Origin of the sequence: Streptomyces sp. NPDC014991 (genome assembly GCF_043080665.1) — a bacterium.
Taxonomy (GTDB): Bacteria; Actinomycetota; Actinomycetes; order Streptomycetales; family Streptomycetaceae; genus Streptomyces.
The window spans coordinates 49,891-76,741 of the sequence record NZ_JBIBVY010000019.1 but is presented as its reverse complement, the minus strand read 5'-3'; the positions used below and the strand labels follow the sequence as shown (position 1 = coordinate 76,741).

General features: G+C 70.0%; 22 protein-coding genes and 6 pseudogenes. 12 read left to right on the top strand and 16 right to left on the bottom strand.

The window, feature by feature from the left end; genetic code table 11:
- The first annotated feature begins 48 nt into the window (after positions 1–48).
- Complete coding sequence (locus ACF1BE_RS26445) at positions 49–702, top strand: hypothetical protein (RefSeq protein ID WP_392201509.1); 654 nt, start codon at positions 49–51, stop codon at positions 700–702.
- 49 nt (positions 703–751) lie between these two features.
- On the opposite strand, the gene ACF1BE_RS26440 is transcribed toward ACF1BE_RS26445, so the two are convergent.
- The 3 genes and pseudogenes from ACF1BE_RS26440 to ACF1BE_RS26430 all read right to left on the bottom strand — a co-directional run bounded on the left by ACF1BE_RS26440 (position 752) and on the right by ACF1BE_RS26430 (position 3,675).
- A complete protein-coding gene (locus ACF1BE_RS26440; RefSeq protein WP_392201508.1) occupies positions 752–1,717 on the bottom strand; it encodes a MerR family transcriptional regulator in 966 nt (321 codons plus the stop codon).
- Positions 1,718–1,905: 188 nt separating this feature from the next.
- Positions 1,906–2,887, bottom strand: a pseudogene (locus ACF1BE_RS26435) (aldo/keto reductase).
- A 236-nt stretch (positions 2,888–3,123) separates the two neighbouring features.
- Positions 3,124–3,675: a nitroreductase/quinone reductase family protein gene (locus ACF1BE_RS26430; protein WP_392201507.1), complete on the bottom strand. Its 552-nt coding sequence runs from the start codon at positions 3,673–3,675 to the stop codon at positions 3,124–3,126.
- 255 nt (positions 3,676–3,930) lie between these two features.
- On the opposite strand from ACF1BE_RS26430, the gene ACF1BE_RS26425 reads away from it, so the two are divergent.
- Both ACF1BE_RS26425 and ACF1BE_RS26420 read left to right on the top strand, forming a co-directional pair.
- A complete protein-coding gene (locus tag ACF1BE_RS26425) occupies positions 3,931–4,890 on the top strand; it encodes a helix-turn-helix domain-containing protein (RefSeq protein ID WP_392201506.1) in 960 nt (319 codons plus the stop codon).
- A gap of 122 nt (positions 4,891–5,012) precedes the next feature.
- Positions 5,013–5,618, top strand: a complete 606-nt coding sequence (locus ACF1BE_RS26420; RefSeq protein ID WP_392201505.1) for a dihydrofolate reductase family protein — start codon at positions 5,013–5,015, stop codon at positions 5,616–5,618.
- Positions 5,619–6,407: 789 nt separating this feature from the next.
- On the opposite strand, the gene ACF1BE_RS26415 is transcribed toward ACF1BE_RS26420, so the two are convergent.
- Entirely contained in the window at positions 6,408–6,686 is a 279-nt protein-coding gene (locus tag ACF1BE_RS26415) for a GlsB/YeaQ/YmgE family stress response membrane protein (RefSeq protein ID WP_373910058.1), read from the bottom strand.
- Between the two features lie 799 nt (positions 6,687–7,485).
- Here ACF1BE_RS26415 and ACF1BE_RS26410 point away from each other — a divergent pair.
- Positions 7,486–7,694: pseudogene (locus ACF1BE_RS26410) on the top strand (cold-shock protein).
- A gap of 654 nt (positions 7,695–8,348) precedes the next feature.
- Here the strand turns inward: ACF1BE_RS26410 and ACF1BE_RS26405 are convergent.
- Entirely contained in the window at positions 8,349–9,167 is an 819-nt protein-coding gene (locus ACF1BE_RS26405; RefSeq protein WP_392201504.1) for a maleylpyruvate isomerase family mycothiol-dependent enzyme, read from the bottom strand.
- Between the two features lie 204 nt (positions 9,168–9,371).
- Here ACF1BE_RS26405 and ACF1BE_RS26400 point away from each other — a divergent pair, with 204 nt between their 5' ends.
- Positions 9,372–9,515, top strand: a complete 144-nt coding sequence (locus ACF1BE_RS26400) for a hypothetical protein (protein WP_392201503.1) — start codon at positions 9,372–9,374, stop codon at positions 9,513–9,515.
- Positions 9,516–9,527: 12 nt separating this feature from the next.
- Positions 9,528–10,262: pseudogene (locus tag ACF1BE_RS26395) on the top strand (ADP-ribosylglycohydrolase family protein); the annotation flags it as partial.
- A gap of 14 nt (positions 10,263–10,276) precedes the next feature.
- Here the strand turns inward: ACF1BE_RS26395 and ACF1BE_RS26390 are convergent.
- The 3 genes from ACF1BE_RS26390 to ACF1BE_RS26380 are packed head-to-tail and all read right to left on the bottom strand — an operon-like array spanning position 10,277 to position 14,581.
- On the bottom strand, positions 10,277–11,650 hold the full coding sequence (locus tag ACF1BE_RS26390) for an extracellular solute-binding protein (protein WP_392201502.1): 1,374 nt from the start codon (positions 11,648–11,650) through the stop codon (positions 10,277–10,279).
- A complete protein-coding gene (locus tag ACF1BE_RS26385) occupies positions 11,650–14,226 on the bottom strand; it encodes a substrate-binding domain-containing protein (protein ID WP_392201501.1) in 2,577 nt (858 codons plus the stop codon). The genes ACF1BE_RS26390 and ACF1BE_RS26385 overlap by 1 nt, the downstream gene beginning before the upstream one ends.
- Before the next feature lie 4 nt (positions 14,227–14,230).
- The gene (locus ACF1BE_RS26380; RefSeq protein WP_392201500.1) at positions 14,231–14,581 is read right to left on the bottom strand and encodes a hypothetical protein; all 351 of its coding nucleotides are present in this window, start codon (positions 14,579–14,581) and stop codon (positions 14,231–14,233) included.
- 292 nt (positions 14,582–14,873) lie between these two features.
- Between ACF1BE_RS26380 and ACF1BE_RS26375 the strand changes: the two are divergent.
- The 4 genes and pseudogenes from ACF1BE_RS26375 to ACF1BE_RS26360 all read left to right on the top strand — a co-directional run.
- Positions 14,874–15,281: pseudogene (locus ACF1BE_RS26375) on the top strand (transposase); the annotation flags it as partial.
- Between the two features lie 1,379 nt (positions 15,282–16,660).
- Positions 16,661–17,089: a pantetheine-phosphate adenylyltransferase gene (gene coaD, locus ACF1BE_RS26370; RefSeq protein WP_392201499.1), complete on the top strand. Its 429-nt coding sequence runs from the start codon at positions 16,661–16,663 to the stop codon at positions 17,087–17,089.
- An 876-nt stretch (positions 17,090–17,965) separates the two neighbouring features.
- Positions 17,966–18,118: pseudogene (locus ACF1BE_RS26365) on the top strand (SDR family oxidoreductase); the annotation flags it as partial.
- Positions 18,119–18,588: 470 nt separating this feature from the next.
- Complete coding sequence (locus ACF1BE_RS26360; protein WP_392201498.1) at positions 18,589–18,738, top strand: hypothetical protein; 150 nt, start codon at positions 18,589–18,591, stop codon at positions 18,736–18,738.
- A 365-nt stretch (positions 18,739–19,103) separates the two neighbouring features.
- On the opposite strand, the gene ACF1BE_RS26355 is transcribed toward ACF1BE_RS26360, so the two are convergent.
- On the bottom strand, positions 19,104–19,316 hold the full coding sequence (locus ACF1BE_RS26355) for a cold-shock protein (RefSeq protein WP_392201497.1): 213 nt from the start codon (positions 19,314–19,316) through the stop codon (positions 19,104–19,106).
- A gap of 393 nt (positions 19,317–19,709) precedes the next feature.
- Between ACF1BE_RS26355 and tpg the strand changes: the two are divergent.
- Positions 19,710–19,972: pseudogene (tpg, locus tag ACF1BE_RS26350) on the top strand (telomere-protecting terminal protein Tpg); the annotation flags it as partial.
- 107 nt (positions 19,973–20,079) lie between these two features.
- Here tpg and ACF1BE_RS26345 read toward each other — a convergent pair.
- The 3 genes from ACF1BE_RS26345 to ACF1BE_RS26335 all read right to left on the bottom strand — a co-directional run bounded on the left by ACF1BE_RS26345 (position 20,080) and on the right by ACF1BE_RS26335 (position 22,883).
- Positions 20,080–20,940: a tetratricopeptide repeat protein gene (locus ACF1BE_RS26345; RefSeq protein WP_392201496.1), complete on the bottom strand. Its 861-nt coding sequence runs from the start codon at positions 20,938–20,940 to the stop codon at positions 20,080–20,082.
- Positions 20,879–21,826, bottom strand: a complete 948-nt coding sequence (locus tag ACF1BE_RS26340; RefSeq protein ID WP_392201495.1) for an NB-ARC domain-containing protein — start codon at positions 21,824–21,826, stop codon at positions 20,879–20,881. The genes ACF1BE_RS26345 and ACF1BE_RS26340 overlap by 62 nt, the downstream gene beginning before the upstream one ends.
- Before the next feature lie 532 nt (positions 21,827–22,358).
- Positions 22,359–22,883: an RICIN domain-containing protein gene (locus tag ACF1BE_RS26335; protein ID WP_392201494.1), complete on the bottom strand. Its 525-nt coding sequence runs from the start codon at positions 22,881–22,883 to the stop codon at positions 22,359–22,361.
- Between the two features lie 632 nt (positions 22,884–23,515).
- On the opposite strand from ACF1BE_RS26335, the gene ACF1BE_RS26330 reads away from it, so the two are divergent.
- Positions 23,516–23,923 carry a peptidase inhibitor family I36 protein gene (locus tag ACF1BE_RS26330; protein ID WP_392201493.1) on the top strand — a complete coding sequence of 136 codons (408 nt, stop codon included), beginning with the start codon at positions 23,516–23,518 and terminating at the stop codon, positions 23,921–23,923.
- Here ACF1BE_RS26330 and ACF1BE_RS26325 read toward each other — a convergent pair.
- The 4 genes from ACF1BE_RS26325 to ACF1BE_RS26310 form a co-directional block, all read right to left on the bottom strand.
- Complete coding sequence (locus tag ACF1BE_RS26325) at positions 23,908–24,687, bottom strand: hypothetical protein (protein ID WP_392201492.1); 780 nt, start codon at positions 24,685–24,687, stop codon at positions 23,908–23,910. The genes ACF1BE_RS26330 and ACF1BE_RS26325 overlap by 16 nt on opposite strands.
- Positions 24,688–25,002: 315 nt before the next feature.
- Positions 25,003–25,317: a hypothetical protein gene (locus ACF1BE_RS26320; RefSeq protein ID WP_392201491.1), complete on the bottom strand. Its 315-nt coding sequence runs from the start codon at positions 25,315–25,317 to the stop codon at positions 25,003–25,005.
- Between the two features lie 555 nt (positions 25,318–25,872).
- Positions 25,873–26,097, bottom strand: a complete 225-nt coding sequence (locus tag ACF1BE_RS26315; protein ID WP_392201490.1) for a ubiquitin-like protein — start codon at positions 26,095–26,097, stop codon at positions 25,873–25,875.
- Between the two features lie 228 nt (positions 26,098–26,325).
- The gene (locus ACF1BE_RS26310) at positions 26,326–26,472 is read right to left on the bottom strand and encodes a hypothetical protein (protein ID WP_392201489.1); all 147 of its coding nucleotides are present in this window, start codon (positions 26,470–26,472) and stop codon (positions 26,326–26,328) included.
- Positions 26,473–26,851 lie beyond the last annotated feature (379 nt).

The following is a 26,851-nucleotide window of genomic DNA, read 5'->3' as shown; positions in this document are numbered from 1 at the left end:
CCCTGCCGCGCTCGCCGTCCACGTCGGAACATCCCTACAGCATGACGGGTGGCCGAGCATCGAGGCCAGCATCTGCTATCCCGGCTGCGCCATACCCGCACACTCCGTCACAGCGGCATCAGACTGCGGCTGGTGTCGATCCTGCCGGGCCGAATTCCGTGCCCAGCGGGGTGGCGGCTCGTTGGTCACGCGCGCTACGGCCTCAAGCAAGGCTCCTGGTGGACCGGCTACAAGATCCACATCAGCGAGTCCTGTGACGGTCCCGATAACCAGGACCCTGCTGTCGGCTGCCAGGCGCTGATCCCTGGAGCTGACGGACCGCCGCCGCGCTTGATCATCAGCATCGCGACCACCGACGCCCCAGTGACCGACGCGGAAATGACCGATCCGGTCCATCACATGCTCGCCGCTCGCGATCTCCTGCCCGCCGAGCACTTCCTCGACTCCGGTTACGCCTCCGCCGAGTTGATCGTGGGCATGAAGAAGAACTTCGGCGTCACCCTGGTCACCCCGGTCCTGATGACCAACTCACCCCAGGCACGTGCCGTTGCAGGGAGAGGGTCCGGCCGCCGGTTTCGAGCGGGTGCACTGGTCGCGTACCGGACAGGGGCGGCATGTCTCCTACGGGCCACGATTGCCGATCATCCTCGCAGAGCTTCACCCACCGCAGCCGTACGGCCCAGGACCCACCCACACGGGTGAAGCCGTCGCAAGATCACTGCAGTTTGCGGCTGGTGACGATCCTGCTGGCTTATTCGGTCACGCGGCATGGGAAAGGTCGAGGCGGGCAAGGTGACTGACGCGGGTGCGGTCGAGCGGGTGGCCGCTCCACCAGGCATAAGCCGAAATGAGGTTGAGCACGACGGCGGAGAAGGCATGCTCCAGGTAGGTCTTCTGGAGGCCGAGGTATCGGGCACGTCTTATCCCGGTGACCGCGACGGCCCGGTGGATGGTTCCCTCGATGCATGGAGCTCCCCTCGTGCTCGCTGCGGCCACGTTGCCCGGCCCCCGCACCGCAGGAGCCGAGCCCGAGAACCACGAAGGCCACGCGGTCGCCGTCCACAGTGAGCTGGACGGATGCGTCGTCGCTCAACAGCGCCCGCATCGCGTCGGCGAGCGGGGATGGCACGATGACCTGCACACGGGGCCCGCCATACCTGGTGGTACCCGCTTGCGCGACAGCCATCCGGTACCGGTCGGTGGCCACCTCGTGGAGCGCCTCACCCTCGATGTCGAACAGGACACCGCCGAGCATCGGCAGCTCCGGATCGGCACTGGCGGCGAAGCGGACCGTGTCCAACGCGGCGGCCAGCTCAGGCGCGGAGACAGCCAGCCGGACGGTGGCGGTGCGGAGCGTAGTCATCGGATTCTCCCTGCATTCGAGGAGCGCTCGGAGCGTGGAGAACTCACTGCGGGCATCGGACAGCTCCAGTTCAAGACGGCGACATGCCTGAAGCAGCTTCCGCACCAGGTCGGTGTCCGAACTGGACCAGCCGGCCAGTACCAGCCGGATGTCCGCCAACGGCATACCCGCCCGGCGCAGCCGGGCCAGCAACCGGGACTCCTCAAGCTGCTCGGGGCCGTACCAGCGGTAGCCGCTCACCGGATCCACCCAGGCCGGGACCAGCAAGCCGGCACCGTCGTAGAACCGCAGGGCGCTCACACTCAGTCCACTGTCCCGGGCCATCTCACCAATACTGCGCATCTCGCTCTCCACACCCAGAACTCTGAGCCCTCCACCAAGTCGAGGGTCGACAGCCGGCCGACTCGAACGCTGAACACCATGCGGGAACAGAGGCGAGACCGGTCGATGGAGGTCGGGCAGGACGTTCAGGAAGTGACCGATTGCTGAGCAAGATCAATAAGCAGCGGTACGCGGCCGGATCCACACCGGATCGCGTCAGATCATCGGTCGATGGTGGCCATGTTGGCCTCGTCGTGGCGTTCGCCCGCGGCCGGTGTGAGGTTGTTCAGGCGGTCGAGCTGAGCGGCGCTGAGTTCGATGCCGTCGGCGGCGGTGTTCTCTTCGACGCGCGTGACCCGCCGGGTTCCGGGGATGGGGGCGATGTCGTCTCCGCGGGTCAGCAACCACGCCAGCGCGGTCTGGGCCGGGGTGGCGCCGATCTCGGCGCCGATGGCCTGCACCTCGTCGACGATGCGCAGGTTGCGCTGGAAGTTCTCGCCGGTGAAGCGCGGGTTGGTCTTGCGCCAGTCGTCGTCGGCGAAGTCGTCGGCGGTGCGGATCTGCCCGGGTCAGCAGGCCGCGGCCGAGCGGTGAGTAGGGCGCGAATCCGATGCCGAGCTCGCGCAGCAGCGGGAGGATCTCGGCCTCGACGTCCCGGGTCCACAGGGAGTATTCGGTCTGCAGTGCGGACACCGGATGCACGGCGTGTGCCCGGCGGATCGTCTCGGGGCCGGCCTCGGAGAGGCCGATGTGGCGCACCTTGCCTTCGGTGACCAGCTCGGCCAGCGCGCCGACGGTCTCCTCGATGGGGGTGTTCGGGTCGACGCGGTGCTGGTAATAGAGGTCGATGTGGTCGGTGCCGAGCCGCAGGAGCGAGCCTTCCACCGCGGTCTTCACGTTGTGGGCGCTGCTGTCGATGACGCCGGGGCCGTCGCCGGCGTGGGAGACGAGACCGAACTTCGTCGCCACGACGACGTCGTCGCGGCGGCCCTTGATGGCCTTGCCGACGATGCCCTCGCTGTGGAAGGGGCCGTAGATCTCAGCGATGTCGATGTGGGTGACCCCGAGGTCCAGCGCCCGGTGGATCGTGCGGATCGACTCGGCGTCATCGAGGCCCCCGCCCGTGGTGTAGGTGCCGGCCGTGGTCATGGCTCCCAGGCCGATGCGGGAGACATCGAGCCCGCCCAGTGATACGTGCTTCATCAGATACTCCTTCGTCACGGCCGTCAGGCCGGTCGGTCATGATCGGGGGGTGCGCCACCGGATGGTGGGCCATGCTTCGGTGCTCCGTGTGCCGCTGCACGGGCGTCGTTGCCTGGTAGCGGGTCAGCGCCGTAGGTGCACCCGGCGGCTTCCGGCCTGGGCCGGGGCATGGTGCTCAGGCGTGGGTGTCGTCGTACGCGGTAGGGGGATCCGCGGGCTGAACCGGCCGCGCCGCGTCAATGCTCGTGGGCCGCCGGCTCCAGAACGAGGACCGGGATCTCACGGTCCGTGTTCTTCTGGTACTCGGCATAGTCCGGGAACGCCTCGACGGCTCGAGCCCACCACACGGCCTTCTCGTCCCCGGCCACCTCGCGGGCCAGCATGTCCTGGCGGATCGGGCCGTCCTGGAGCTCCACCCGGGGGTCGGCCACCGCGTTGTGGTACCAGACCGGGTGGGTGGGGGCTCCCGCCATGGAGGCGATGACGGCGTAGGAGCCGTCGTGCTCCACCCGCATGACCGGTGTCTTGCGGATCTTGCCGCTCTTCGCGCCCAGGGTGGTCAGGATGACGACGGGCAGGTCCCGGAGCCTCTCGTTCTCGGCGTCCTCCAGAATGGTGACGTCGAGCCTGGTGACCAGCAGATTGTCGCGCGGCCCGCCGAGGGTCTCCTCGACCTCTTCGGGACGGCGGCCGGTGGCGACGACCCGGTGGCCGGCGGCGAGGGCCTCGCGGGCGATGTCCGTGCCCAGACCGCGTCCGGCACCGGTGACGAGAATGACCTTGCTCATGGGGGTGTCCTTTTCAGGCGCCGTGATCCGGCACCCGTTGTGTGCGGGGGTGATGCCTGCAGCGCCGACAGCGCCGCAGAGGGAACTGGGACGGCTCGGACCGGCGGCACGAGCGCCGTCTGTCCGGACGGTTCACACCGCCGTGGGCGGTGCACCACCAACAAGACCGGCTGTCACGCGGGGGTGGGAGTCCCTGATGAGGGGGGCACTGACAGGGAACCCCAACCCGGCGGATGCGCTCGTAGAGCGAAGCGCATGGCAGGCAGAAACGACCCCAGCGGCACAAATCGCGACTTCCGCGATGATTTCCGCGCGGAGATCCGGGAATTCCTCGGCACTCGACGGGCCAAGGTCACCCCCGAGCAGGCCGGACTGCCCCTGTACGGCGAGGAGCGCCGACGGGTCACCGGGCTGCGCCGCGAGGAGGTCGCCCTCCTCGCGGGCATCTCCAGCGAGTACTACACACGGCTGGAGCGCGGCAACGCCACCGGCGTCTCCGAGAGCGTCATCGAAGGCATCGCGCAAGCACTGCAGCTCGACGAGGCCGAACGAATCCACCTGCTCGACCTTCTGCGCGGCGCCGGCACGACCCGTCCGCCACGCCGCCGCCCGGCCCAGCAACGCGTACGGCCCGCGGTGCAGCGAGTTCTCGACTCAATGGCCGGCACCCCCGCGTTCATCCTCAGCGGACGCGGAGACATCCTGGCCGCCAATCACCTCGGGCGCGCCCTGTTCTCTCCCGTCTACGCCGACCCGGTACGGCCGCCGAACAACGCTCGGTTCGTCTTCCTCAGCTCGCACGCGACCGAGTTCTTCCGCCACTGGGACGAAGTCGCCAGCGACACGGTCGCCATGCTGCGCGCCGAGGCCGGCCGCGACCTCTACGACCGACGGCTGACGGACCTGATCGGGGAGCTGTCGACCCGCAGCGGGGAATTCCGCCGCCGCTGGGCGGCCCACAACGTCCGCATGCACACCACCGGCGTGAAGCTCCCCCACCATCCGGTCGTCGGCGACCTCGACCTGCCTTTCGAAACCTTCCCGCTCCCGGACGGCCCCAGCCAGTTCCTCCTCACCTACACCGCTGAGCCCGACTCACCCTCGCAGGACGCCCTGAACCTGCTGGCCAGCTGGGCCGCGGCCAACGACGACATCCAGCGGTCCGCGCCGGCCGACGACTCCCAGCCCGCCGACTCGGGCGAGACACCCGGCTGACCGACGAGCCACGCAGGGAGCAGTCGCCCGGCAGCCGGTCACTGCGGCCCGGCGCCGCGGAAGTCTTCGTCGATGAGTTTTTGGCGGTTGTGCGGTCTACCCGCCGAGGAAGGGAGCGCACCATGCGCGAGATCATCGTTTGCACGTTCCTGACGCTGGACGGCGTCATGCAGGCGCCGGGTGGTCCGGACGAGGACGCTGGGAGCGGCTTCGAGCACGGCGGCTGGCAGAAACCGGTGGCCGACGACGAGGTCGGCGCGGCGATCACCGGTTGGTACGAGACCTCCGACGCGATGCTGCTCGGCCGTAAGACGTACGAGATCTTCGCGTCGTACTGGCCGACCGCCGATCCCGGCAACCCGTTCACCGATCGGATGAACAGCATGCACAAGTACGTGGCGTCTCGGACCCTGACGTCCGTCGAGTGGCAGAACTCCAAGCTGCTGGAGGGCGACATCGTCGATGCCGTACGCAAGCTGAAGGCGTCCGACGGCGGCAACATCAACGTCGTCGGCAGCGGCGACCTCGCCCAGACCCTCATGCGGCACGACCTCGTCGACGAGTACCGGCTGACCATCCATCCGGTGATCATCGGCACCGGCAAGCGGCTGTTCGCCGACGGAGCGATTCCCACCGCTCTGGAACCGGTCAGCGTCTCGACGACGAAGGGCGGCACCGTCGTCGGCGTCTACCGGCCGACCGGTAAGCCCAGCTACGACAGCTACTAGTCGAGGATGCCGAGGGCCGTGTCCGGCCGGCAGTGGACGCAAGCGGGGCACCTGCTGTCGCACTGCCTCCAGCGCCTGCTGCCGCGTGACCGGACGGCACCGGCCGTACTTGGCCGCTGCCCAGCACTCCACCGATGTGCACGGCATCGAGGTTCGTGCGGTCGAGCGTGCTGGATCAGCCACTCAGGCGGAGGTGGCCGCATCTCTTCACCCCCGGCGTCGTTCCGCTCCCCGCGCCCTCGGGGATGCCGGGCCCGGAACAAGTTGCCCGCCGCGTGCTCCCTATGTCCGCGGGGGATGGTTCCCGGCGCACCATCGGCTGGACCATGCACGAGCGGTGCTCCCGCGCCGACCTCGCCGCGGGCCCGCCGGCCGTCCTTGCTCACCTGCGCCACCTTGCCGAGCCCCTCACTCGCTCCGCCGCCCCGCCACCGCCCCCGGATGGCCGGACGAGGCGGCCCCGGCCTCCGCAGACGCCGACCTCGCCGGCGACGGTGCGGGTGGGAAGGTGGGCTGGTGACCTGCTGGGCTCCCACCCGGCGGTGCGCGCGTGGGGGCTCTCTGTTCGAGTACGCCGCCGGCCGGCCCCCGTGGGTGGCGTACAGCTGCGGATTCCGCACCGCCGCGCCCCCGCCTTCACCGCCGCCCACCCCGATGCCAGCAGCCGGCGATACCCAGATGCGGTTGCTCTCAGCCCGTCTGAAGCGGGGCCGGCGTACATGCCGACGGCTCCCGTCCTGCGAGCAGGGGGAGCCGTTCAGCTGCGTGGGAGGCGTGGTCTTCAGTGGGTCATGCGTGGCGGTGCGAGTGCCGGTTTCCGATGACGAGGCGGTAGAGGAGCAGCAGGATGAGAGAGCCGACGATTGCGGCGATCCAGGTGGAGAGGTTGAAGAACCCGTCAATGGAGTCGACGCCGAAGATCACCTTGCCGAGCCAGCCGCCGAGCAGGCCGCCGGCGATACCGATGAGCATGGTGACGATGATGCCGCCGGGGTCCTTGCCCGGCATCAGGGCCTTGGCGATGGCGCCGGCGAGCAGGCCGATGATGATCCACGCGATGATGCCCATGGTGTGTCTCCGCTTCCTCGTCATATAAAGGCTGTGTTGGCTCATCGTCTGCACCGAACGCGCCCGAGTAAACGTCTTCTCCAGTCGCAACCCGGCCGACTCCTGATCCGTGAGGGGAGGGGCTGGATGGGAACGTGCGGAGTTCCGCCTTCGTCGTCCCCACCTGTGCTGATGCCTCGCCCGTTCGCGCACTGGACCACGGGGCGGATCTGCTGGACCGCACGGGGCGGGCGGCTCCGGTGGGCGTGGCGTCCAGGTTGTGGCCCAGCTATTGGCAGGATCCGCTCCTGATCTCGCAGAGGGTCCAGGCCCGCGGGTAGCAACTGTCCACGGACTGAGTACTGGCCCCGCGCAGCGTTCCCTGTCCTGGCCGGCCAGGACAGGTCGTGGCCACGGTGGAGGCCGCCCGCCCGGCGCCCGGGACGGCCTGCCGCGTGAGTAGATCATGCCGCACGCCGCCGCCCTGCTCGCCGCGCAGCCCGCCGTCACGGCCGTGGAGTCAGCGAGCGAACGGGCGCCCACCGTGACCGCGCGCACTGGGCCGTTATAGTCCTGAGGGCATATGCCGTTGCAGCTCTGCTCGAGCGGGAGCCGGTCGCGAGCGCCGAGGACGTCGCCGCGCACCTGGGCTACGGGCTGCGCACCGCCCGGACCGACCTGAGGGCTGCCCGCGTCCGGACCGGTGACCATGCGGCAGCAGACGTTGGAGCGCTTGTTCAGCCGCTGTCCTGTGTCAGCGAACCTCGAGGGTGTGCCACCGAAGCTTGACCAACGCCTGGCCATGCAGTCCGCCCGCGGAATCGGTCCCCGACAAGGTCGGCGGGTCACTATCAACCGCATTACGGGGTTCAGCTTCCTCACCCCCGAAAGCGGCCCCGACCTCTTCGTACTTCAGGTCGATCGAGAGCGACGCCTTCGAAGGCCCATGGGAAGGCCAGAGGGTGACCTCCGTCGCGGTGCAGGGCCAGGAGGGCATGCAGGCGGGATGAGGTCATCGCGGAGGGTTGAGCCCACCGCGCTCGGCGTCGGCGACGGCCTGCACCAAGACGTCCCCGCCCGTCGTCAGGAGGCACCGCATGCAATGGCGTACAGCTACCGCGTCAAGAAGCGGTGTGTGATCAGGAGCGGGTGTTTCGGTCTGGGCTGATCGGTTGGTCTGGAGTCACGGGCAAGCCGTGCCGAGGCGTGCTGCTTCCGGGGCGGCGCTCTGATCCGCAGGGCTTCAGGTAGCCGCGTTGCGTCGATCAGGTTGTGCCATCTCTGCTGTGATTGGGGCAGTTCAGTGGTCGTTTGTTGTGTGGCGGTGCTGGGGCGGGCGGTTGGTGTTCGGCATGGCCCAGGTTGGTCGGCGGCCTGAATCGGGATCTGCGCCAACGGCCACCGGCGCACCCGCCGGCCACCGGCGCACCCGCCCGCTGCGGTCCCTCCCCCCGCAACCAGGTCGGAGCACCACCTGACTCCTGATGCTCCCTGCCACCCTGCGACTTCCTGGGACGCCTCCACGACGACCTGCTGACCTTCAGCGGCGATCGACTGCAGGACGACATCGCGGCACCCGCCGCCTGAGTGTCTTCGGCACCGCCCCGGCCCACCGGCCGGACGAGTACCGCCGCGCGGTGACCGCGCAGGGCACCCGTACGGCGTTCCGGCAGGCCGTCCGGATCAAAAGGCCGTGTGGTCGAACCAGCGGTCGAGGACCGTGGCGTCCCCCGAGACGTCGAAGACCGTCTCCTGGTACGACCGTCGGCCGTAGAGCAGCAGCAGAAGATCCGCCGCCTGCCCCCGTACCGCCGCAGTGTCCGGCCCGGACTCGGCAACCCCGCCGGACAGCAGCCGGATACCGACCGGCTCCAGCCGCACCCGCCATTCCTCACCAGCCGCATCAGTGCACCCGAACGCGATTGTCTCGCCGTCGCCGCGCAGCTTCGTCACCCCAGGCGCGAAAAGCCCCGCGTATGGCAGGTTCACCAAGAACTCGTCAACTCCGTCCGCTGCCAACACCGGGTCGACGTCCGGCTCCCGGCCGACGGCACACTCCGCGTCCACCCGGTGCACCAGCGTCTCGAACAGCATCCGGCGCGCCCAGAACCGCGCATGCCGGTCCTCGCCCCATGTCCACATCGGCGCGTCGGGGTCCGTGTCCCGCAGCACGGCCGCCACGTCGGGCACTCCCGCCGCCACCCAGTCGGGGTAGTCCCGCGGGTCGTCGGGCAGCCCCAGCTCCACGTCCCGGCTGCGGGGAAACTCCTGCACACGCCGGGACAGCAGAGTGCAGAACCAGCGTTGCACCGAGCCCACGTGCCGGGTGAGCTCGGCCAGTGTCCAGTCGGGGCAGGAGGCCACGGCACCCGCGGGGCCGGCGCCGCGCACCGCGTCGGCGAACCGGCGGGTCTCCCGCTCGATCTCCTCACGGTAGGTGTCGTACGGCAGGGGATGCCCCGCCTTGCTGGTCGTCGCCATCTGCTGCCGCCGTTCTGTCACGGGTACGGATTCCGGTGACGATCAGTGTGGCGGCTGGAGTGCACTCAAAGGCAAGTCGGCCTCGGATGCATCGTCCACCCGGCTGCAGCAGAGCGACGCAGGGGCAGGTCAGCCCGAGAAAGCACGACACACCGTTCGGTGCTTGTCGCACGTGCGCGTCAGAATCGGGATGCAGGGGCGCCGTCCCGCTGTGATACTGCCCCGGTGATCAACACGCCTACCGCTGTGCTGGACTCGTTGCACGGGCGCGCCTTCAGTGACGCCTTCGGTGACCGTTGGTTCGGCATCCTGCGCCGGGACGGTCAGGCAGCCCTGGAGGCGCGGACGCTGCCCCCCGAAGCGCTGTGACGGTGGAGCGACGACACTGCCCAAGCACTCGTTCTCGTCCGGGAACTCGCCGAGAGTGGCGGCACCGTTGACCAGGACCGTCTCGCCCTGCGCTTCGCGGCGGCCTATGCCGACGACACGCACCGCGGCTACGGAGCCTCGATGCATGACGTGCTCCGTCGCATCGGCGCGGGCGAGCCCTGGCGGCAGGTGGTCGCCGGACAGTTCGGTGGCCAGGGCTCCTGGGGCAAAGGCGCCGCCATGCGCGCCGCTCCGCTCGGCGCTTGGCACGCCGCTGACCTCGACGTGGTCGCCGAGCAAGCCGCCCGCCAGGCTGCGGTCTCGCACCACCACCCAGAGGCGGTCGCCGCGGCGGTGGCGGTCGCTCTCGCCGCAGCGCTGGCAACCCGTAGCCGGGGCGGGCACACCCCGGCCCGGCTGGACTTCCTCCAGGCAGTCGCTGAACGGCTCCCCGACAGCGACGTCCGATCGGCAGTGCGGGTCGCGGCCCGGATGCCGGAGCGCATCTCGGTCCGGCACGCCGCGGAGGTCCTGGGCTCCGGCTACCGGATGTCCGGGCCCGACACCGTCCCCTACGCTCTGTGGTGTGCGGCGGGGCACCTCGACGACCTGCACGAGGGTCTGTGGTTCACGGTCGCCGGGCGTGGCGATAGCAACCACAGTCCCCGCTTCGCCCCCGACCTGTCGACGGTCGCGCCGGGCGTACGGACGCTGGTCTCGGGCGCGCTGGCTTGCCTCACGGACTGAGCGGTACGGGCCGGTCAGCCGGGCAGCGCCTTCCGCAGCGCCGCGTCCAGCCGCTTCGCGAGCTCCGCGTTGCTCGGCGCGTTCTCCGCGAACAGCGTGCCGAGTTGCGCGCTGAACGTCTGCGTGAAGGCGCCGTAGAGCGGGGTGCGCGGGCGCTGGACCGCCCTGCGCAGCGCCGGCATCAGAATGTGGCGGGCGTACGCGGGACGCCCGGCGGAGTCGCGCGGCATCCGGTCGGCGCTCTCGCCGGTGGCCGAGGCGGACGGCGTCGGGGCGCCGCCGGCCGGGCAGGTCACACGGTCGTCCTGGTAGGCCGAGGTCCGGGTCGCCGCGAACCCGGCGTCCAGCAGGCAGCGTTCGCTGCCCGATCCGGTGAGGTAGGCGATCAAGTCGGCGGCCTTGCCGGCCCGTTCGGAGGAGCTGGTGACCGCCAGGTTCTGCCCGCCGAGCACCGCCCGCCCGGGCAGCGGCGCGACCCCCAATTGGTGGGTGGTGAACGACTGGTAGAGGGTGCGGTAGGCGGAGGGCCAGTGCCGCAGGAACTCCGTCTTGCCGTCCGCGAAGTCGCCGAGCGAACTCGTCTCGTCGGAGTGGAAGGCCCCGGGAAGGGTGTACGCCCTCGTGCGGGAGCGCAGTTCGGCGATGCCGTCCTTCAACTCCCCCTCGGAGCCGTCGTAGTGGCCGTCACCGTCGGTCAGCTCGAACTCCGGGACGGCGGAGGCGAACGCCTCGACCGCGTTGACGGTACGGCCCTCGTAGGCCGAGAGCTGCGTCGTCCAGCCCTTCACCGCGGGCAGCTCCTTGCTCACGTCACTGCTGAGGGTCTGCAGCTGCTCCCAGTCGATGCCCTTGCTCAGGTCGGTCTGCTGCACCCCGGCCCGCTTCAGCAAATCGGGCCGGTAGTAGAGCAGCCCCACATCGCTGTTGAATGGCACCGAATACACTTCGCCGCGCCAACTCGCCGTTCCGGCAACGGACTTGATGACGTCGTCGTCGATCGTGTCGGCGGGCAGCGCGCGGATGAGGCCGGCGGCGGCGAACTCCGGCACCCACGTCACGTCCAGATTGACCACGTCGTAGTCGGCGCTGCAGGACTGCAGGGCGCCGAGCAGCTGGCTGCGCTGTTCGTCGGCGTTGCCGGGCAGTTCGACCAGCCGGGCCCGGTAGGGCGAGCCGGTCCGCTGCTGCCGCTGGTTCCAGGCGTCGATCAGCTGCTCGCGGATGCCGCCCTTGCCGGTGACGTCCCGCCCGCTCGCCACCACGATCTCGCCGGACTCCCGCTCGTCGGAGGGCTGCCGCACGGTGTGCCCGCCGCCGCAGCCGGCGACCAGTACCAGCGCCGCCAGCGCCGCCCACCGCCGTCGTTGCCCTCGCTGTCGTTGGGTCATCAGTCCTCCCCCGTGCCGGTGCGCGCGACCTCGTCGTGCAGCCCCGCGCCGAGATCCGTGTCGGCGTCCAGACAGCGCCCGCCGCTGGCGTCGGACACCTGTTCGTCAGGCTTGTCCCGGCCGCAGCCGCCGCCCACCAGCGACACCATCGCCACCGGCACCTTCACCGCGCGCGCCTTCTTCACCACGGCGTCCAGCCGGGCGCCGGCCAGCCGGTTGTCGTCCTCGTCGTCGGTGACGTAGACGATCAGCCGGGGCCGCTGGTCGTCGGCGCTGCGGTGCGCCATGTCGTCGAGCGCGGCGAGCAGCGCGGCGGCCGGGTCGGCCTCCGCGTCCCTGATCCTCGCCCCGTGCTCGATGGCGCCTTCGGCGGCCGCACGCTTGTGCGAGGCGAAGTCCAGCAGCTGTCTGTGGGAGTCGCCGGCGGCCAGGCCGGAGACGGTCCACACCCCGTACTCGTCGTCCTGTTCGGAGAGGCCGCCCAGGGACTGCTTCAGCAGGCCGGGGCCACCGCTCGGTCCCTGCCAGAGTGCGCCCATGGAACCGGAGTTGTCCAGCAGGAACAACACCCGGCCGGCCCCGTTGGCGCTCCGGTAGGAGGCGAGCGTGTCGTCCAGCGACTTGTGCGCGAGGGGCGCGGGCAGCATCCCCGGCGTGGGCTGCACGCCGGGCCCGGGGGAGCGGGGGTCCAGCAGGCCGCGGTCACCGGTGGGCGTGCGGAAGCCGTCCGCCGCGAACACGGCCCGGCCCCCGCTCCCGGTCAGCCACCCGTGGAAGTCCTCGGCCGCCGTGTCCCGGGCCTGCGCGTCCCGGTCGGCGTCCCGCCAGCCGACCCGCACATAGGTCGGCTCGACGCCGGAGGTGTCGTCGGGGTACTCGGCGATCCGCGGGCTGCGGGTCGTACGGTCGCAGCCGACGCCTGTCTTGAGCAGGAACTCCGGGACCAGGGCGGCGGTGCGGTTGTCGACGGCGTCGTCGTCGGGCAGCGTGCACAGCAGGTCGGCCGCGGTCGGCGAGGGCGGGCCCGGCTCGCGGACCAGTTCCTCGCCGGTGCCGGCGGTGTCGGAGTGCTGGTAGAGACCCACCGTGGCGAGCAGCGCCGCGTCGGTGAACTCCGGGTCGGGGCGGCGCACTGCGGCGTCGCGGTGGCGGCTGCGCAGGTCCTTGATCAGGTCGGACAGTCCCTGGTCGGTGCGGGCGGGCTCGGCGGCGGCGATGCGCTGCGGCACGGCGAGCACGAGCGGCGAGTAGGCCAGCGGCCCGGTGTCCGGGGTCAGCGTGACGACGGAGTGGGGGTCCTGGCCGTCGGTCACCCGGCCGGCGTCGGCGGCCGAGGCGGGGATCCAGATGTCGGGCTGCGGTCCGACGTCCCGCTGCGGATCGGTGTCCTCGTCGAGGGGGTCGCGCCACTGCGACGACTGCCGGTGCAGCGCGGTGACCGCGGCGGCGGAGCCCGCGCTGTAGAAGGTGATGCCGCTGCGCCGGCAGCCGTCGCCGGTGGTGTTGGCGTCCGATGTCAGATAGGCGTCAGCCGCCGTACGGACGGTGGACTCCAAGTCAGGGTCGGTCAGGACACGCAGTTCGAGCGGCGGGGCGCAGGAGCGGCTGCCGGCGGCGAGGGTGTAGATGCCGTACGAGCCGAGGCCGATGGCGGCGAGCGCCAGCACCAGGGCGAGGCGGGCCGCGGTTCCCCGGCCGGGCCACCACCGGCGGAGCCGGCCGGCGACCGCACCGGCGACCCGGCGTAACAGGGCGAGCAGGGCCGCCCAGCGCCGTCGCGGTGAACGACCGGGCGCGGCACCGGGTGCGGGCACCGCGGCACGGAGCGGGGGCGGCACCGCCCGCGCCGACAGCAGGACGTCCTCGTCGGGCTCGGCCCGCCCGCGCGGCTCCCAGGGGTCACCGCGCACGGTGTGGTGGCCGGCCGCGCCCATCCGCCGCCGCAGCGCACCGGCCAGCTCCCCGAACCACACCTCGCCGTCCCGGTCCAGCAGGTCGACGAGCTGCTGGGTGAAGGGGGTCGGGGCAGAGCCGTCGCCCGCGTCGATGAGGTGGTTGGCCTGCACGCTCATCTGGAGCAGTACGCGCCGCTTGTCCCGGAAGTTCTCCCAGATCCAGCCAGCATTGCCCGCGAAGCAGCAGTCCAGGATCACCACGATCCGCTCGGCCCGGCCCGCGGCGAGCACCGTCAGCACGGTGGTGAACATCTCCGCGCCCGCGAAGACCGCCTGCCCGCCCGCGACCACGCTCGCGTTGCGCATCTGCAGGAAAAGTTCGTCGCCCGCGCTGGGGATCGCGCCGTGGCCGGCGAAGTAGACCAGCAGCAGGCCGTCGGCCTCGTCGGCGGTGGTGCGCAGCACCCGATTGAAGCGGTCCAGGGAGGGCGACCGCAGCACCCGGATCTCGTCCTCGCCGAAGATCCGGCCGCGGGGCAGTACGTCACGCAGCCGGTTGAGGTTGTGTTTGACGGCCGGCAGATCGCCGGGCACGCCGTGCGGCGGCACGGTGAGGTCGTACTCGGAGACGCCGACCAGCAGCGCCCGGTTCACCTTACCGCGCGGGTCGTAGGCGGCCATCGGGTCACCCGTCGTGGTCGGGAGTCACCACGTCCACGCGGACCTCGGGCGATTCCCCGCGCTCGACTTCGCGCCGGTTGCTCCGCCACGCCTCCACGGCACGTCTGATGTCCTGGACCAGCTGGTTGAAGACGGGTCCGGCCGCGGAGCCGACCAGCACCACGACGATCTCGGAGCCCATGCCCATCGGCGTGCCCGGCTCCGGCTCGCTGGGCTGCCCCTCACCGATACGCAACTCGCCCGCACGCACCCGTTCTTCGAGTGGTTCCTCGCGTGCGAGCCATGCCTTCAGGGCGCCCACATCCCGCGTGTCCGCGGTCCCGTCCAGCCGTACCCGGATCTCCTGATCGGCCACACCGTCCCCCTTAGCCCCAACTCACCATTAGGGCACCGTCGTTGTGGTTCTGGGAGGGTTGCTTCAGGATTTGAGCGGCTGCGCCGGCAAGTGAAGCAGCTGTTTCCGTAACCGGTCCAGGGCGCCCTTGCGCCGGCCGGGCCCCAGCGCCTGACCGGCACGGCCGGGAACGCCGACATCGGCGGCAAGTTTCCGAGCGCCACGGTCATGGCGGTATCCGCCCACCGCTGCTGCACCGGCTGCCCCACCGGGTCGAGGAACACCGCCTCAAACCCGCCGCCCTGGTCCACGTCCGCTCGCCTTTGCCGTGACCGGCGGGAACGTCAACGACTGCACTCAGTTCACTGCAGTCGTGGAAGTGATACGGGTGCCGCGCACCGGACCGGGCCGGCCTCGCGTCAGGCCGGACCACGCCTTGGCCGGCAAGGGACACAGCTCCCGGGCCGTCCGGACCTGGCTCAGGTGGCGAGGCATCGCCCACACCGTCCCGCGGGCTGATCAGGTCCGCAACCGGCTCCGGCGCGGCTTCCTCGGCGGACGTCCGCCTGCCTTCGACGCGCAGCTCTACAAGCGGCGCAACGTCGTCGAACGCTGCTTCAACCGCCTGAAGCAATGGCGTGGCATGGCCACCCGCTACGACAAGACCGCCGAGTCCTACCAGGCAGCCGTCACCCTCGCCTCGCTTCTGATGTGGGCTTGACATGTGAAGACAACTTCTAGCGGTGGTCGATCGGGTGTGCGCCTGCGGCGCACGCGCCTCGCGGTGGCGCCGACGGCGCGATCGTGACGTCTTGGCGCACCCCTTGACTCGGTCGAAGGCGACTTCGCGTCGCGCGGCCCCCGGTACGGGCGTTGGCAGTGCCTGCACCAACCCTGTGCGGCCCCGGGGACGACAGTCCTCGGCGAGGCCGGATGCGCCGGCCTGCAAATCGATGGCTCGCCCACTGCATGTGACTGGCATCGCCCTCGCTGCGCCCGGCTTTCTTGCCGGTCTACCCATGGCTCGGGATCGGGAGGTGAACGTGGGGACGCATAGGAAGGAAACAGCGCGTTGCCCCCATCTGTCTCTACGCGATCCATGACCCCGATGAGCTCTTCGAAGGATTTGGTCGCGCTGTCACTCCTCGTCAACAGGCGCGCACCCCTGGCCCGACGTCAGCCGAACGTGTATTCCCGGCGGACTATGGGGGTGCTCGTAGGTGGCCGGAGTGGGTGTTCACCTGAAGGCGTGCCCACTCGACTGGGAGGCGCCGAAGCTGATGCTGCCAACCCTGAGGGGGACAGACACTGGGCCGACGCCTTTCATCCGGCTCCACCACCACTGAAGGCCGGTGACACGGCTGCGGTCCAGCCGCGCACAGTCCCTGTGAACCGTCTTGCGGCCCACCCGGCCGGGCGTCTGGATGAAGTCCTGGGGATGCTGGACAGCCCGGGTTTTCCGTGAGCTGTTCCATGAGCGTCTCGTAGAGGTTGTCGTAGAACGGCTGGAGGCGGACGGTTGGGCCCAGGGTGAACTGGCCGGGAGAGGTTGATGGTGTCGGTGTGTGCGGCAGGAGTAGTCCGGGCAGCACGTACATGCGGTAGAAGCCGCGCAGGCCGATCGGTGCCCCGGGTGGGAGTTGGCGGGGCGTGATCCGACGACTCATCGGTGTGGCCGCTGTGACGGCCGCTGTCCTCGCCACCGTGGTGACGATCTCGTCGGCCCCCGTGGCCTCCGCATCATCCAAGCCCCGGGCGTGCAACACCGCGGGGCCGAAGCGTCACTGCACACCACCGCCCCTGTGCACCTGCGTGTGGGCAAGGGCACCAGCTAGCGTTCCCTGGCCGTCCTGGCGAAGAACACCGACTTCTACGCCGAGTGCTGGGGCATCACGTCCGATGACGTGTGGCGGGCGTACGGGGGAGTCGTAGCCGGCCGGTACGCCGGTTTCCCCGACGGGCGGCGGGGCTGGGTGAGCGGCGACTACGTGGCCACCGGCTAGCGGCACCGCTGAAGAGCGCAGGACTGGCGATAGGGTGCGGGGCTGGCTGCCCTGGCACTTCACTACCGGGAGCGACCGCTTGTTACTCTTTCTGATCATGCGAGCCCTCTTCCCAGGATCCTTCGACCCGGTCACTCAGGGGCACCAGGACGTACTCCGGCGCGCTGCCCTCCTGTTCGACGAGGTCGTCGTGTGCGTGATGTTCAATCCGAACAAGACCGGCCGCTTTCCCATCACGGAACGGCTGGACCGGCTCCGCGCGGCATCAACTGATCTGAGCAACGTCACGGTTGACTCCTACACCGGCGGCCTGCTGGTCGACTACTGCCGCCGAGTCGGAATCGACGTCGTCGTCCGCGGAGTCCGCGGCGTTCGCGACCTGGATTACGAAATGCCGATGGCCCGCATGAACCGCGAGCTGGCAGGAGTCGAAACGTGCTTCATCGCTGCTGACCCCGCCCTGGCCCACATCTCATCCACCCTCGTCACCGGGATGAGTCAAATAGGACCGTGTCCCGAACGATGATTTGAGCGAGCTGCTTCCCGCAGGTGGGGGCGACAGCGAGGGTTCCTAAGGCCGTGCCCTATGTGGTGGGCCGCGCGCACCGTGCTCAAGATGCGGCCGGGCAACGTCATCGTCGTCGCGGGCGGTCCCGCCATGGGTAAAAGCGCCTCACCCTCGGTGTCGCGCTCGCCAACGCGGGCACCGGCCGGCCGACGCTCCGCGGCTCCGGGCATCGCGAGGGCAAGCGCCCGCAGGTTTCGGCCCTGCGGGACTCCGGGCAGCGGCAGCGCCGGTCACCGCCCGGTGTCACCGTGCCCGTCACCGTCGTGGTCATCCCCCGGCGTGGCGGGACCGGCCCCGAGCACGCGGCGTCCGGCGGCGGGGCGCGTTTCCTGGGTGCCGCGGTTGGGGCGGTGGTGTTACCGGGACTGTGCAGGGATTCGTCGGGTGATGTCGGTGGTCGGCTTGTTCTGCACACCGCATAGTTGTAGCGACTGTTCCTCGGTGCTGTCGGCAGCGTTGGTGGTGGGGGTGCGCTGCTCGGTGGGTACCGCGGCCCGTCACATCGTGGCCGAGCCGGGTGTTTTCTTCTCTTTGCCTCATAACAGGACGTCGTCGGTGAGCTCGGCGAGCTTGGTCGTGCGGCGTCCGCCGCCGACCTGCTTCGGCTGGTCAGTCATGCAAGTTCCGTCCACGGGCAGGGTGTCGGGTCAGCGTGATGGCACACGGGCCCGCTTCCCCCGATCCTGCTCGGCATGAGGGTCCAGCCGCCTGTGACCGTCGCCCCGCCCAGCCGCTCCGGCGGCCGACCGCTGAGCATTCATGGCGTGCTTGTCGGCACTGTCTACGACGTGTGGGACCTGGTTGTCTTCGCCGCGTCCGGCACCGCGTCAAGGGCTTGAGCGGATCCCGGACGCCTTCGACATCACCACCGGTCGGATCACCGAACCCGAAGAAGGGGCGGCGTTGATCGTGTTCCTTCTGTCTGACGTCGCATACATCACCGGCACCGATCACGTCATCGACGGCGGCACGGTCAGGACACTCTGAACGGGGAAGGCGCCGGTGACGGCGGCTTGACTCCTACGACGGTGGGGGCGAGGTCACCTCGCCCCCACCGTAAAAGGAAATGACACGATGGTGAGACGGGCCCTCCGGCCGAGCTACGAGACAGCCACAAAACCAACAGGTCACGAGACTGCTTCATGTCATGAATCGCGCCCCTGCACGCGCCCACAAGCGCCCTGAACGGCCGCCACAGCCCCGTACGTCGATCACGGACGGAGAGCCCCATGGGTCTCATCGGAGACGGCCTCGAGCGAGCCGTCCAGCAGGCGTCCACCCGCGGCATCTCACAGCGCACCGTCGAGCGGTGCGTCCGCTTTCGAAGGAGACCGTGCTGCCGGAGAAGACTGCGCTGGAGTAGTCGACCGTGCTGCCCTGGAACCTCGCGCGGGCGAAGGAGACATGGCCGCCGGAGAACTGGTTGCCGACGAAGGCCCGACAGCGCCGGCGGCGTCGTGTCGTGGCGGGACCTGGGTGAGGGACTGGGCCAGCACCACACCACGGTCAAGGAGCGCCACGACCGCACCGCACGCGGGGGTACGCACAGCTTGCGCCGCTGGCTCACCGAGAACACCCCGCGCGCCGACCGCTACCCGACCGCCTGAGCAGGAGGGCACCGCGATGACCGACGTACACCGGGTCCGGCCGCTCTGTGCCGCCGCCCAGCAGTGACCGCCGTGGACCAGGTCCACGGTGCGGCGGCTCAAGCCGTACTGCGCGAGCCAGTCCGGCACCGGGGGCCGGCGCTGCTCGCCTTGGCGCCGCTCGACCTGGCGGCGCTCCTCGTCCGCGATCCACCGGCGGGTGCGCGCGAGGTCCGCTCCTGGACGCGTTCCAGGAAGCGGAGCTGAGCGAGGCGGTCAGCACTGGAAATTGCAAGCCACCGGGCCCGGCTCGCCGACGAGCGCCCGGGGCCCGCTGCCCTCTGACAGTCAATCTTGACCGTCTGTCAAGCGATCTTGATGCCCTGTCAGCCCTCGGGGAGGACCTCGTCTGCCTGTGCACCCTTCTGCCCCTGCACAACGACAAAGGTCACCTTCTGACCTTCTTTGAGACTCTTGAAACCGGCCCCTTGGATCGCTCTGAAGTGCACGAAGAGGTCCGGACCGGATTCCGGGGTGATGAAGCCGAACCCCTTCTCGTCGTTGAACCACTTCACGGTGCCGTTCTGCCGCTCGGCCATGCCTACTCCTCGAATCGCGTGTTGTAGCCGGACGTGCGTGACACCCCGGCGAGCTGATCATCGCCGACTGTTGGATAGGGATCCGGGATAGGCACGACAGCCGGAAGTTATCGGAACCAAGCGGTCAAACTCACCTGACAAACGGTCAAGGTCATCTGTCAGAGAACACCCGCACAGACGAGAGGCCGGCACCGCTCAGTCCGCCGGAGCGGGTGGCACGGGGGTCGAGTGGGCGTGCTGGTGGCAGCGGTTGTGCGTCAGCCTCGTTCGCTTGTTGATTGCCTGGTCATGTGCTGTGGACGCGGGTTGGTCTGCTGTCACGAGGTGACCACGTGGCTGCCGCTCTCTGGCCGGCATGCGGTTGACCGGCTGCCGTGGGAGCGGCTGCTCACAGTGGTCGACATCCGCGCTCGCTTCGGCTTCACCGCCGCGCCCGGCAGCAGCGATGACGCCCGCATCCGCCACCTCACCATCGCCCTGGCTCGCAGCACGCAGCCCGCCTCTTCGACGCCCAGGACGCCGGCGCCAGCGGACAGCAGCTGCGCGCCATCGCCGCCGAGGGCCTGGGCGAGATGTACTTCCGCGACGGCGGCCGCCGCGCCCACGGCCTGGAGGTGGAGTTCACCGACGTCGAGCACCTGGAGTTCGACCTGTAGCGGAGACGGCGCCGGTGTCGGCGGGCTCGGGGTCCGGCCCTGTGGGTCTCGGCGTGGTCGAAACCGGGTGTGAGTAGTTCCGGTGCAGAAAATGCCGCTGAGAACGATCACGACCTTCCAAGCGCAGGCTGAGGAACGTCAGGCCTTCGCGCAGGGCTGGGAAACAGGACTGCGAAGTGTGAGTAGGTCGGCGGCCGGGCGGTACCACCGCTCACACCCATATCAGTTGGTCGGCTGCTCAACAGTTCCCTCCGCCTCCCCCGCCAGTAGGCCAGATTGTGGCGGGTGGACAGGGTGCTGGGGTGGTCGGGGCCCAGCACCCGCAGCATCTCCTCCAGCAGCTCGGCGAACGCGGCCGCGGCGCCGGCCGCATCCCCCGCCTCGCCCCGCCAGTAGGCCAGATTGTGGCGGGTGATCAGGGTGGCGAGGTGGTCGGGGCCGAGGTGGCTGCGGGCTGTGGTGGCCAGGTGGCCGTAGTGGTCCACGGCGGCGGTGATCTGACCGGATTCACAGAGGCTCTGGCCGGCACGGTTCAGCACCTCATGGGCGTCTGGCCGGTACAGGGCTTCTTCGGCGTGGCGGGTGAGGGCTTCGGTGTTGGCGCGAAGGGCCTGGGCGAGGGCGGTGTCGCGTTCGATGTCGGGCCAGGCGGCTAGGAGGGCGTCGGCGGCGGCGCGGGCGTATTGGTCTTTTTGCTCAGGGGTGAGGGTGTCGCGGGTGGTGCGCTGGATGAATTGGTGGATGCGGACGGCTTGGTGAGGGGTGTCCGGCCGGTGGTCGATGAGGCTGAGCCGGTCCAGGGCGCGCAAGGCGCGTACCGCGTCGCGGTGGGAGACGGGGGCCGGTTCCATGGTGATGCCCAGGCTGGTGCCGGTGCGGTGGGCGGCGAGGTGGGCGCGGGCGGCATCACCGGTCAGGACGTCCTGGGGGATGCCGTTGGCATCGAGCAGGGCGGCGAGGTGGAGCATGGGTCTGGCCAGGCCGGCGGGGCGGAGGGTGTCGGCGCGGGCGGTGGACAGGGACCATGTGGCGGCGAGGGTGGTGGTCTGTTTCGTCGGGCAGGGCGTCGGGGGCAAGGTCGGCAAGCACGGTGGCTTCTTCGTCGGCCAACAGGTTGCGGTAGCTGGCGGCGCTATCGCGGGAGTCGATGAGGTAGGCGGCGGCTTGTGCTAGGGCCAGGGGCAGGTGGCCGAGGTCGGCGGCCAGGGCGGTGAGCTGGTCCGAAGGCTCGGTCCGGCCGTGTGCGGCCAGGGATGTGGTGAGGTAGTGGACGGCTTGGGCCTTCGTGAACCGGCCGACTTCGACCAGGCGGCGGCCCTCCCCGCTCAGGGCGGCGTCGCGGCGGCGGGTGGTGAGCAGGGTGCGGCCGTGCGGGCTGGTCGGCGGCCACAGGCGTTGCAGGTCTGCCGGGTCGGCGACGTCGTCCAGGATGATCAGCCACCGGCACGGCCGCTGGCCCGGTTTGGGGGTCAGCCAGGCCAGGAAGGTGCGGGCGGCCTGTGGGGGGTCGTCGGGGTCGGCACAGCACAGCTCCACACCAGCCTGCGCGTAGGCTGCCACGACGGACGAGCGGCTGTTGGCGGTGATCCAGACCATGACGTCCAGGCTGCCGGTGTCCCAGGCGGTGCGGGCGTAGCCGGCGGCGAGCTGTGTCTTGCCGACCCCGCCCATACCGCTCAGCACCTGACACAGCACCGCGGTGCCGCCCTGGTCGATGACGGCGCGCAGCCGGTCCGCCTCGGCGCGCTGCTGGAAGCACTGCGCCCGGGACGGGATGACGCCGACCGGGTGAGGCCAGGGCGCGGGTTCCCGGGGGCCGGTATGCCGGTGCTGGTGGAACCCGCCGGTGACCATGCCGGCGGCGATGCTGTGCCGGCCGCCGTGACGACCATGGCACCGTCCTGCGTGCCCGGAGGGTGCGTGATGTTGGGTGGGCTTGTGCTGGCCGGTCCGCTCAACCCTGCGGCGGATCCGGCAGGAAAGGGGGGGCGATCTGCACCCCGCCATGGATGACGCCGGCGGCGACCGAGCCCTCGTCCCGGAGGGTGGCTGGGGGAGGTGTATGTTGCCGCGCCCGCTGCCGTCTCGCCGTGCCTTCGCCGCCCGCTGCCGGGCCCTGGCGTGCGCTGTCCGGCCGCCGCTGGACCACCCACCAACCAACCGGCCAGCGCCCGGCGCGCCCGCCCCGACCATGGGCCCAACCAGCACCGGGCCAGCCGCCAGCGTCCGGCGCTGTCGTGGGCGATGTCGACGTGGTTACGTGGGCTGGTCGGTCATGGGCCTTGCTGCCGCTCTGCTGACGCCTCTGATGAGGGGCGGCGCATACCTGTCACGGCTGGACTCGCCGTTGCCTCGATGCCGCAGGACGTGCCGGAGGTGTAGGGGATCACCAAACGTTGGGGGTGACGGGTACTGTCCAGAGCTCGTCGTTGGTGTGCTGGGGGTTCTCCAGGCTCAGTGCGTTCCAGGTACCGCCGTCACCGAGCGGGCTGCTGGTCTGCCTCAGGACGGTGGAGATGTCGTCCCGGGGGTGGATGGAGACCGTCCCGCGCGGCGCCCAGACGGGCGCCGACCACAGCTGGAACTGCTGGTTCGTGGCGTTCGGGCTGCACGGCGCCAGGGTGACAACCCATGGGCCGTATCGTTCCCAGTCGCCACCGGCTGCCGGCCTCGGGCTGCGGGTCCAGCAGGTTCCCTTGGTGGTGCTCTGGATGCTGTAGTACCTGCCGTGCTCGCGCGGAGTGAAGGTCCAGCTCCTGTCGGACGAGCCCGTCCAGTTCGCATCGGTGAACGCAGCGAGCACCTGACCGTAGTTGCCGTATGTTCCGATGTGCCGGCCGGTGCTGGCGTTGCGGACCTCTCCGGTGCCGCCGGACGCCTCAGCCGCTGCGGATGTCGCAGTGCCCAGCACGCCACCCAGCGCGGCACATACCGCGGCCGCAGCGACAGCCGTACGGCGCCACCGCCGGCGGCCCGGGCAGGCGGCAGCCCTACTGGCGGCCACTGCCATGGATCGGCGTACACGCATAATGTGCTCCTTCGTAAAGGACGAATAGGACGTCCGCAACCTGTCCCGCTCCACCCTCGTGACACGCCTCAACGCGCCAACCATCCGATCGGGCGATCACTTTCCCGCCACTCATGCGGGCCCGCTGGTTGAGGCCGGTCGGTCGCGCTGCCGGGCGCTTGCGCACGAGGTGACGAACGGTGATGGGAGACGGCTTTGCTCCCGTTCGGTGGTCATGCTGCCGTGGGGACTACCGGCGGCGGGGGGCCGAGCAAGGGGGCGTGAGGGGGGCGTAGAGCTGGCGACCGCGTCGGCTTGACGATGTCTCAATTCATCGATGGCTACCAATAGTAGTATTGCCGCTACTTCCCGTCACCGGAATGCTGGTTATGACTTGGCGGGTCGCAGGTGTCGATGGCTCTGCCGCTTCGCCGGAACGTACGCGGGCCGCGTTGCTCCCTCGCGTACGCCCCGCATCAGTGCTGCCGTCGGCCCCGCGGCCCCCTCCACTACCGGAAAGCAGGATGACGCTGACCATGCAGACTCCAGTCCGCCTCGCGGCAAGCATCGCGCTCACCACCGCCACCATGCTGACGGCAGCCGCACCCGCCTCCGCCGACGCCTCGATCATCCGAGGCCAGGGCCGCGACGCATGCACCCGCAACTACGTCTGCCTCTACGACAACTGGGACTACAACGCCCCCACAAACGCCCGCATCCTGCGAACCACCGAGGACATCACCCACCTGAACGACTACAACTTCAACGATGTCACCAGCTCCGCCGTCAACAACAGCCGCTTCCTCGTCCGGATCTACCCGGAATACGACTTCAAGGGAGTGCCCGTGACACTCCTGCCCGGCGAGTCCATCAGCTTCAACCGGGGCAACGGCTTCAACGACGTGGCCTCCTCCGTCCAGTTCCTCCCCTACACCATCGGATAACCGACAGCCGCACCGATCGAGCGGGCCCGGGGAGGGCGACTGCTGTCACTGCGGCGGACCGGCCTGGCCCGCCCGCTGTGGAAGCCGTCGTTCTCAGTCGGCCACGACGTCGCGTAGTTCCCGTACAGCGTGCTCGTGGTGGTGCTGGGCGGGATCGCCTCGTACAGGTCCAGGGCCCGGCCGCGGACCAGGCCGGTGCAATAGTCCGCGGGCAGCGCTGTCAGGGCGGCGACCGTACGACGGCACGCCTGCTCGGTGTCGCCGTCGTGATGAGAGCGGGCCGCCGCGTCGATGTTCAGCAGAGTGTGCGTCACGGTGCTGGTCGGCGCGGACTGCTCTCGGGCGTGCTCCTGGCTGACGTGGGCGAGGCGGGTGTCCCCGAGCGTGGTGAACGCGTGGCTGAGATGGACGCGGTGCTTCTGCTCGCCGTACGTCAGCCACGTGTCCGACCGCTCGCCCTCGGAGAGCCGGCCCATGAGGGCGTCGGCGGCCTTGAGTGCGGCGCGGGCCTGCTCAGGCTGGTGGTTGAGGGCGTAGGCGCGGGCGGCGACCGCGGCCGCCAGTGTCGCCGCGGCGGTCGGCCGGGTACCGGCGACGCGGGGGGCCTGTTCGGCGAGGCCGGCCGCTGCCTTCGGGGCGCCGTAGTTGAGAGGGACCATCACCTCGCGGGCGAGGACCCAGGCGTGCAGCTGGGGATCGCCGGATTCGGCGGCGGCCCGGGCGGCGGTGGCGAACCAGGCGCGGGACTCGCGGCGGCTGCCCATCGCCGGTGCTGATACCCCCGTACACACGGCTGATCGAGTTCTGCTTGACGTCGGTGTCGGAGGTCGCGGCCAGCGCCCAGTACAGCTCGTTGTGGCCGATCTCACCGGATTGGTGATAGCACCTCATGCGGTCCAGCTCGATCGTCACGTTTGTCAGCGGAGCCTCCGACTGCGCCTCGGCGCGGTGGTCGGACGATGTCACCACCGTCACCCCGTGCCCGTACGCGCCCAGGCCCTCCATAAACTCCGGGCTGTCCAGCCCCGCACCCTCGGGCACGCGGTCGAGGTCGACCAGGCTCAGGTTCGGCTGCGCCATCACCTCCTCTCCTCCCGCACACCAGGCAGGTCCCCGGCCAGGTCCGCCAGCGCGTATCCCTCCTCCAGCCCCCGCTGCGACAACGCCGCCGGGAACAACGACGAGGCACCCAGCGCCTGCTCCTCCCGGAACACCCTCCCGAACTCGCGCACCTCCTCCTCCGACGCCACCACCCGCAGGAGCGACACCATCTGCTCCTCCAGGTCCGTCAGCTCCAGGCCCGCCTCCACACGCGCCGCCCCCCGCAGCATCACCCCGTACAGCAACCCCGTCCCCCGGGCCGGCACCTTCCGCGCCGACGGGCGCAGCCCCACCTGCCGCCCCTGCAGCTGCTAACGCAGCCGCCCCAGCCGCTCCTCCTGCGAAATCCCGAACGCGTCAGTGGACACAGACATACGCGACTCCCAGCCTTGCAATTCCGGCCCCGGCCAGCCGCAGGACCCCAACGCCCGATCCTCCCGCGATGAGCACACCCTGTGCGTCAGCGTGCGCTATCGGTACACGATCGAGGGAGGCGGCGCGCGCCGACAGACGCCCGGCGGCCGGGTGACGACCCAACGAGACCATCGCCATACGGCGCAGCAGCGCGCACGCCGCTGCCGTGCTGCCCGCTGTCCGACAAGCCGGCTCGGGTCCGGCACGCTGGCGGGCGTAGAATACGGCGCCTGGAGTTTTACCGGCGACGACCGACGCCCCAGCCGGAGTTGCGTTCGGGCGCCGGCGCCCACGTCTGGGCAGCCGGGCTGCGCCCGCCGCTGATCGCGGCGGCCTCCGCGAGCTGGTGGCTCTCCCCAGTCACCTCGCCACCCACACCAAGGCGGACGGACGACGGGCGGCAAGCCAACGGGGGTTTCTTCCCCAGTCAGCCTTCACCCGCGCGCGTTGAGCACCATTTCAATGGTGCCGCCGGACGGGACGTCGTAGTCGTCCAGAAAGTGGCCGTCCTCCAGCCGCTTCCCCCCATAAAGCAGGCGCTGCTGTGCCGGAGGGACACCTGCCTCGTCCTGGAGCCTGGATTTAATATTCTCGATGGCTTCGCCGGATCCGACTTCGAGAGTGACGGTCGCCGTCATGGTTTTGACGTGTAGCTGCATCGCGCTCCTTGTGTTGTGGGGGCCCCTGGCCGCCCTGGATTCCGGATATGACGTGCCCCGCATCGCGCATCTGCTGGGCTTCTGCCGGTGCAGGTTCTCTGCCGACTCCGTTCAGACCGTGTGATGCGACGGTCGACGCCGCCGCGCGTTCTGCGACCCGCAGGGCAGTCGACCGCCCAGACCCCGCCGCTACGAACGAAAGTCGCCATCGTCGCTGCCGACGCCGGTCTACCCGACACCGGCGACTTCGGTGTTGTTCGCGCTGGTGTTGCCCTCCGAGAGAGCAGAAACCGGGACGCGCTTGGCGTCGATCAGGTCGAGGATGTCGGTATCGGCGTACGCCGGCGCGGTGGCCGCCAGCAGGGCGCCGCTCACGGCCGCCACGGCGAGGATGTGGCCTGCCTAACGACCAGCTCCTACGACCGTCACCCGCAGTACTCACCGGGTGTACGCGGCACGACTCGGGCCCCCGGCACAGTGCCGGCCTGCTGTGCCTGAACGGTTCAACCAGAGCGCCGACCGAATCTCAAGGATCGGTCGGTGGGCGGCCGTCTTCGCACCCCCCCCGCGTCAGCACCGAATCCGCACCATGGTGCGTGGCCACCGGTTGCGGCAGGCTGGCCGCCCGCTACCGCGCACGCCTTCGGCTCGCGTCGCTCAGCCGCCGGTTCCGCGAACCCATCGTGATCATGCGACGGCGGAATCCGGGACAGCATCTCCTGCGCGGTCAGCTAGGACGGACAAGTGATCCGGA